Consider the following 300-nt stretch of genomic DNA (forward strand, 5'->3'; position numbering starts at 1 on the left):
CCATCAGCGCTAGAGAGCTTAACTTCTGTGTTCGGAATGGGAACAGGTGTATCCTCTCTGCTATTGTAACCACATAATCTTTATGCTTAATATTACTATTAAGTTATTGAAACTAGTAAAACTAGCTCCTTTAGAGTTAACACTCTAAAAACTACATATATATTTTAATTAACGAACATCAAATAAATATTGGTCAAGTCCTCGACCTATTAGTATCGATAAGCTAAATACATTGCTGCACTTACACCTTCGACCTATCAACCAGATAGTCTTTCTGGGGTCTTACCCTTGCGGTGGGAA

The 300-nt window shown here is 36.3% G+C and carries 2 rRNA genes; both read right to left on the bottom strand.

Annotated features, from left to right (window positions below):
* Nucleotides 1-74 (bottom strand): 5S ribosomal RNA (rrf, locus tag KGF45_RS19800); the annotation flags it as partial.
* 115 nt (nucleotides 75-189) lie between these two features.
* Nucleotides 190-300, bottom strand: a 23S ribosomal RNA gene (locus KGF45_RS19805); the annotation flags it as partial.

This window comes from Clostridioides sp. ZZV14-6154, from assembly GCF_020657785.1.
In the GTDB taxonomy this organism is placed as follows: domain Bacteria; phylum Bacillota; class Clostridia; order Peptostreptococcales; family Peptostreptococcaceae; genus Clostridioides.